The sequence below is a fragment of the Thiomonas sp. TH-17 genome, assembly GCF_057473305.1.
Genome location: NZ_JBYCKI010000098.1, coordinates 1 through 5,882, shown reverse-complemented (window position 1 = coordinate 5,882; position 5,882 = coordinate 1). Strand labels below are relative to the sequence as shown.

General features: G+C 64.9%; 7 protein-coding genes. 4 read left to right on the top strand and 3 right to left on the bottom strand.

The window, feature by feature from the left end; genetic code table 11:
* Nucleotides 1-935, top strand: a 935-nt coding sequence (locus AC2VLV_RS06280) for a serine/threonine protein kinase (protein WP_486989154.1), incomplete at its 5' end; no start/stop codon positions are given.
* Between the two features lie 185 nt (nucleotides 936-1,120).
* On the opposite strand, the gene AC2VLV_RS06275 is transcribed toward AC2VLV_RS06280, so the two are convergent.
* On the bottom strand, nucleotides 1,121-2,044 hold the full coding sequence (locus AC2VLV_RS06275) for a LysR family transcriptional regulator (RefSeq protein ID WP_486989153.1): 924 nt from the start codon (nucleotides 2,042-2,044) through the stop codon (nucleotides 1,121-1,123).
* Between the two features lie 120 nt (nucleotides 2,045-2,164).
* On the opposite strand from AC2VLV_RS06275, the gene AC2VLV_RS06270 reads away from it, so the two are divergent.
* Complete coding sequence (locus AC2VLV_RS06270; protein WP_486989152.1) at nucleotides 2,165-3,601, top strand: MFS transporter; 1,437 nt, start codon at nucleotides 2,165-2,167, stop codon at nucleotides 3,599-3,601.
* Nucleotides 3,602-3,764: 163 nt separating this feature from the next.
* Here AC2VLV_RS06270 and AC2VLV_RS06265 read toward each other — a convergent pair whose 3' ends face one another.
* Nucleotides 3,765-4,742: a GlxA family transcriptional regulator gene (locus AC2VLV_RS06265; RefSeq protein WP_486989151.1), complete on the bottom strand. Its 978-nt coding sequence runs from the start codon at nucleotides 4,740-4,742 to the stop codon at nucleotides 3,765-3,767.
* A gap of 117 nt (nucleotides 4,743-4,859) precedes the next feature.
* Here AC2VLV_RS06265 and AC2VLV_RS06260 point away from each other — a divergent pair, with 117 nt between their 5' ends.
* Nucleotides 4,860-5,186, top strand: coding sequence for a DUF3817 domain-containing protein (locus tag AC2VLV_RS06260; RefSeq protein WP_486989150.1), 327 nt, complete (start codon nucleotides 4,860-4,862; stop codon nucleotides 5,184-5,186).
* Entirely contained in the window at nucleotides 5,069-5,608 is a 540-nt protein-coding gene (locus tag AC2VLV_RS06255; protein WP_486989149.1) for a CopD family protein, read from the top strand. Before AC2VLV_RS06260 ends, AC2VLV_RS06255 begins: the two co-directional genes overlap by 118 nt.
* Nucleotides 5,609-5,697: 89 nt before the next feature.
* On the opposite strand, the gene AC2VLV_RS06250 is transcribed toward AC2VLV_RS06255, so the two are convergent.
* The coding region (locus AC2VLV_RS06250) for a hypothetical protein (RefSeq protein WP_486989148.1) at nucleotides 5,698-5,882 on the bottom strand (185 nt) is incomplete at its 5' end.

Below are 5,882 nucleotides of genomic sequence, written 5' to 3'. Positions count from 1 at the left end.
TGCTCGACGCAATCGACAGCCTGGGCCTGCGCTGCGACGGCACGCTGCTGCAGCTCAACAGTTACGAGAACCGGGTTTTTCAGGTAGGTCTGGAAGACGGCAGCCAGCGCATCGCCAAGTTCTACCGCCCCGGCCGCTGGAGCGACGCGGCCATTCTGGAAGAGCACGCCTTTACCCTGGAACTGGCCGAGCGCGAGGTGCCGGTCGTGCCACCCCTGCTGTTGGGCGGCCGCACCCTGCATGCCGTCGCCGGGCATCGGCTGGCCCTGTTCGCGCGCCAGGGCGGGCGCACTCCAGAGATCGAACAGGACGAGACGCTGGAATGGTTGGGCCGCTCTCTCGGCAGGCTCCATGCCGTTGGCGCCGCGCGTGCCTACCAAGCCCGTCCCACGCTGGATGTGCAGACCTTCGGCGTGGCGTCGCGCGATTTGTTGCTCGATGGCGGCTGGTTGCCCGAAGACCTGCGCGCCGCTTGGCTCGCCGTCGTCAATCAGGCGCTCGACGCCGTGCGCCAGACCTATGCGCGGGCCGGGGACGTGTCGCTGATCCGGCTGCATGGCGATTGCCATCCGGGCAATCTGCTCTGGACCGACGAGGGCCCGCATTTTGTCGACTTCGACGATAGCCGCAGCGGGCCCGCGATTCAGGATTTGTGGATGCTGCTTTCCGGCGACGAGGCCGACATGCGACGTCAGTTCGCGGCGCTGCTGCGCGGCTACGAGATGTTCCGCGAGTTCGACGATCGCGAGAAGCATCTCGTAGAAGCCCTGCGCACCCTGCGCCTGCTGCATCACAGCGCCTGGATCGCCAGCCGCTGGAGCGATCCTGCGTTTCCCGCGGCGTTTCCCTGGTTCGGCAGCGTGCGTTACTGGCAGGACCGCATCCTGGAGTTGCGCGAGCAGGTCGCGCTGATGCAGGAGCCGCCGCGGATTTAGGGCAGCGCCGAGCAGGCCTTATCGGCCCAGCGCGTTGAAGTTTGAGTCTGCGCCTCCCCACCCCGGCCCTCCCCACAAGTGGAGAGGGAGCGAACACGACTCCTCCACAGCGCGGGGGAGGTTGGGAGGGGGAGAGGCCGTTGCATGGCGTTGCTCAGGAGCCCTTCATCCTTCTGCATTCCGAATCAGGCATCTTGAATGGCGTCCCGCTGCTGGCAGATTTCTCGGGTCAGCCCGCGCAGCCAGCGGTGGGCGGGGTCGGCGTCCAGGCGCGGATGCCACAGTTGCGAAATGGCGATGCCCGGCGTGCTCACCGGTAGGTCGAAGGCGTGAAAGGCGCTCGCACCTTGTGCCGCCGTCGCCGTGCCACCGCGCAGGAACGACTGCGGCGCCAGCGCGATCAGGTCGGAAGCCCGGGCGATGGCCAGCGCCGCGGGAAAGCCGGGCACCACCACCCGGATGTCGCGCTGTAGCCCGAGCGCCGCGAGCGCTTCGTCCACCGGCCCCTGCGGCCGCCCGCGGCGTGACGTCACGACATGACCGAAGGCCACATAGCGCTCGGGAGTCACGGGACCGTCCAGCAGCGGGTGGCCAGCGCGTACCACGCCGACGAAGCGGTCGTGATAGAGCGCCTGCACGCGGAACTCAGGCCCGGCCTGCCCCATCACGCCGATCTCCAGGTCGGCCAGGCCCTCGCGCAGATGGCGCGCATCCTTGTCGGCTTTGAGCACAAACCGCACCCGCGCCCGTGGCGCCTGACTCGCCAGGGCCGAGGCCAGCGGCCCGCCGAAAACGTCGATGAAACCTTCGTTGGCGCGAAGGGTGAAGGTGCGGTCGAGCTGCGTCAGGTCGAGACTTTGGCGGGCTGGCTTGAGCAGGTCTTCGATCTGCCGGGCGAGGCCGGGCACCTGGCTGCGCAACTGCGCGGCATGCGGCGTGAGCACCAGACCCCGTCCGGCCCGCACCAGCAGGGGGTCGCCGGTGAGGGTGCGCAAGCGTGTGAGCGCCCGGCTCATGGCCGAAGGGCTGAGGTTGAGCCGCCGTGCGGCCGCCGTCACGCTGCATTCGCTCAGCAGCGCATCGAGTACGGGAAGCAGATTGAGGTCCATCGGGGCAGGTCGCACAGCTATGGCGTTTCATGCAACTATAACTTGCGGGCATTGCGTCTTCCGCCACTAATCCCCGACTGATAGAGTGCCCTGCATATCAGCGACATCCCAACACTTTTCATGCAACTTCCTTCTTCCCCCGAACCGGTGCTGCCTCGTACCCAAGCAGTTCCCAGCCCGCAGACCAGCGCAGGCGACTCCCTCGAACCCGGGCAGCTCTGGGCCCTGGTTGGCGTGTTGCTCGCGACGGTGCTGGTCGTGCTCGACGGCACCATCGTCAACGTCGCCCTGCCCACGATTTCCACCGAATTGCACGTCAGCGCGTCGCAGGCGATCTGGGTGGTCACGGCGTATCAGATGGCCCTGGTCATGGCGCTGTTCCCCTGCGCGGCCATCGGCGACAAGATCGGGCATCGCACGCTGTACGTCGGCGGGGTGGCGTTGTTCACCCTGGCCTCGGCCCTGTGCGTCATGGCGCCGAGCTTCGGATGGCTGGTGGCTGCGCGGTTCATTCAGGGTCTGGGCGGTGCGGGCATCATGGCGCTCAACGCCGCTTTGCTGCGCGCCATCGTGCCGCAGCGCATGCTGGGCCGCTCCATCGGCTGGAGCGCGCTGACCGTGGCACTGTCCTCAGCGGCCGGGCCGACGATCGGCGCGGTGATTCTGTCGCTGGCCGACTGGCGCTGGCTGTTTGCCGTCAACCTGCCGGTTGGCTTGATCACCCTGCTGGCGCTGCGGAGGCTGCCGAAGGGCGCACCGGGCCAGCGCCCGCTCGATCTGCCCAGCATGGCCCTGAACGCGCTGGGTTTTGCCACGCTCGTGCTCGGCGTCGACCGGCTCGCGGCCTCGCCCGCGCAAGGCGGTGTGCTGATGGCAGTGGCTGTCGCGGCCTTTGCAGCGCTGATCGCACGCGAATGGCGGGTTGAAGCGCCGCTCATTCCGCTCGATCTCCTGCGCGTGTCGGCGTTCCGGCTGTCGGTGTTCGCCTCGATCTGTTGCTTCGCGGCGCAGATCGCGGGCATCGTCGCCCTGGTCTTCGACTTTCAAAACCGCCTCGGCGAAAGCGCGCTGGTCACCGGCCTGGCGTTGACCCCCTGGCCCCTGACGGTGGCCGTGGCCGCTCCGCTCGCCGGACGCCTGGCCGACCGAGTATCCACCGCCGCCCTCTGCACCTTTGGCGCCGTCTGTCTGGCCGCCGGCCTGCTGCTGGCCGCCTGGATGACGCAGGAACAGCGTCTGCTGCCCCTCGTCGCCAGTACTGTGTTATGCGGTCTGGGCTTCGGATTCTTCCAGGTGCCGAACAACCGCAACATGCTGCTCGCCGCCCCCCGCGCACGCAGCGCGGCAGCCGGCGGCATGCAAGCCACCGCGCGGCTCTCAGGCCAGACCGCGGGCGCCGTGGCCAGCTCGCTGGTGTTTCATCTGGTGGCCGGAGCCCACGCCCCTCAGGTCGGCCTGCTGGTCGCCACCGGCATGGCCGCGCTGGGCGCCTTGTTCAGCGTGATGCGTGTAGCGCAGGGTGCCGCATTGGGCTCAGGCGGCGAAGCGCGGTCGTGAGAAGCAAAGTTGCGGCAGGCGCTCTCGGATACTTTGATCGCCGCCTTTGGCGATCATCAGCCTACCGTTCTTTTGCGAGAAATCGAGCGCTGCGATGGCGGCCAATCTTTGGCGAGTGCAGGTTCTTGACCAGCTCGGATCACTCATGGAGTCGGGGCGACCCTCAACGGTAGTCACGGCCGCCGAAATTCCTCCGGTGCTGCCTTGGGCTCACCCCCAAGATGCGTTGAAAATGCAGCCTGAAATTGGCAGTTGACCCAAGCCCCACCTCAGTCACGATCTGCTCCACCGAAAGTTTGGTGCTCTCGAGAAGCTCTTGTGCACGCTGTACTCGCATGCGAATGAGCCATTGGGAGGGCGACTCTCCAAACTGCTCGATGAACCGCCTGTGCAGCGTTCGCGTACTGCTGCGCGCCTGATCTGCCAAGGCTGAGATGGTTAGCGGCTGATTCAAGTTGGCCATTGCCCAGTTGATCAGGGGCTGCAGGTTTCTGTCGGTAGACGCGGCTGTCGGCGGAATGAACTGGGCCTGCCCACCTTCGCGCTGGAGGGGCACCACAGACAACCGCGCGACATGGGCGGCGATTGCGGCACCGAAGTCAGATCGGATCATGTGCAGGCAGAGATCAAGCCCCGCAGCCGCTCCGGCTGACGTGAGGATCTGACCGTTGTCGACGAAGAGCACTGCAGGGTCCACGTCGACGACGGGATATCGTTGAGCCAACTCAGGCGCCGCGGCCCAGTGCGTGGTTGCACGCAATCCATTCAGCAAGCCCGCTTCGGCCAACACAAATGCACCCGTGCAAATTGAGGCGATCCGCGTCCCTCGTCGAGCCGCCTTACGCAGCGCCTCCACGACGGTCGGACTCACCGACATCTGCGGCAAAAGAATGCCCGGCACGATGATGGTGTCAGCGGTTTCCAGCGGCGTCAGATCGTGTTTGATGCGAAGGCTGAACACGCCAGCATCCAGTTCGGGCTGCTCTGCGCACACCGCCACTTGGTAGCAGGCGTGGGCAGCCGGGCTGGTCGCATGGCGAAAGGTTTCGCAGGCCATCGCAAGATCAAACGACAACACGCCTGGCAGAGCAAGGCAGGCCATGCGGTGCGGTCTGAGCGCTTGGGTTCGGGTTGATTTCATGCTGAGTTGACCAATCAACTTGCTGGTTTGTAGGTTCGCTGTGGATTGGCCGAAAACAGTCGAATAATGTCAATTCAGCCACTTTCCCACTATACGCGTTTTGCGAAGAATGGCGGCATGACTCTTCAAGATCGTGAGAGCAGCGTCAGTGGCTCAGCATTCACCCCCAAACCTCGCGTCTCGATATTGCGTGTGTTCTGTCTCGTCGAGGCGACCACGCTGCTGGCATTGCTATTCGTTGCCGTGCCGTTGAAGCACCTGGCGGGATACCCGCTCGCAGTTGAAGTGATGGGCCCCATCCACGGATTTGTATTTTTGGTTTTTGGATGGATGGTCGTGCAAGCTATGGCGGCAGGGAGCATCTCGGGGCGGACAGGAGCAAAGTTGCTACTTGCTGCATTCGTGCCCTTCGGCGGCATCTACAGTTGGCGGGCCCTGCGATGACATACCTCTGGATTAAAAGCCTGCATATCGCGGCCGCACTCATCTTTACTGGCGGGCTTACGCTCTTGGCGGTTGTGGCATCAGGCTGGACTTTGGGGAGCGGAGTGCTTCTACCCAACGACAAGCGTATTGCGCATGTCGCCCTGTTGTGGGATCGCCGTGTGACTACGCCGGCCTTGGGGGTCGTTTGGGCAACCGGCCTGGGCCTCGCAGTATGGGGCGGATGGCTGGGTCAGGGATGGCTGACCGCCAAAATCGTGTTGGTCGTAGCCCTGTCTGCGCTGCATGGTGTATTGACGGCCACGCTACGCAAGCGCATGGAGAATGCCCCTGCGTCCAAATCATCCTGGCTAAGGCACAGCCCTACTGTCGTTGTCGCTTGCTTATTGGTTATTGCTGTGCTGGTCACAGTCAAGCCATAGGGCCTGCTTTTGCCGCATCGGCTTCTTCTTGCACGATGCTTTGGCGAGGCTCGCGCAAACCAAAAACGGTATGGCTCGCCTCGCCCTCATCACTCCACCGTCACACTCTTGGCCAGATTGCGGGGCTTGTCCACATCGGTGCCTCGGGCGGTTGCGGTGTGATAGGCCAGCAGTTGCAGGGGCACGACGTGGAGGATGGGGGAGAGCGCGCCGTAGTGTTCGGGCAGGCGGATGAGGTGCACGCCTTCGCTGGCTTCGATCTGGCCGTCGGCGT

Bases quoted from the DNA above. Each gene is read 5' to 3' on its own strand.
- AC2VLV_RS06255 (WP_486989149.1), top strand. From the start codon at position 5,069: ATGGATGGTCGTGCAAGCTATGGCGGCAGGGAGCATCTCGGGGCGGAC.
- AC2VLV_RS06260 (WP_486989150.1), top strand. From the start codon at position 4,860: ATGACTCTTCAAGATCGTGAGAGCAGCGTCAGTGGCTCAGCATTCACC.
- AC2VLV_RS06270 (WP_486989152.1), top strand. From the start codon at position 2,165: ATGCAACTTCCTTCTTCCCCCGAACCGGTGCTGCCTCGTACCCAAGCA.
- AC2VLV_RS06275 (WP_486989153.1), bottom strand. From the start codon at position 2,044: ATGGACCTCAATCTGCTTCCCGTACTCGATGCGCTGCTGAGCGAATGC.
- AC2VLV_RS06265 (WP_486989151.1), bottom strand. From the start codon at position 4,742: ATGAAATCAACCCGAACCCAAGCGCTCAGACCGCACCGCATGGCCTGC.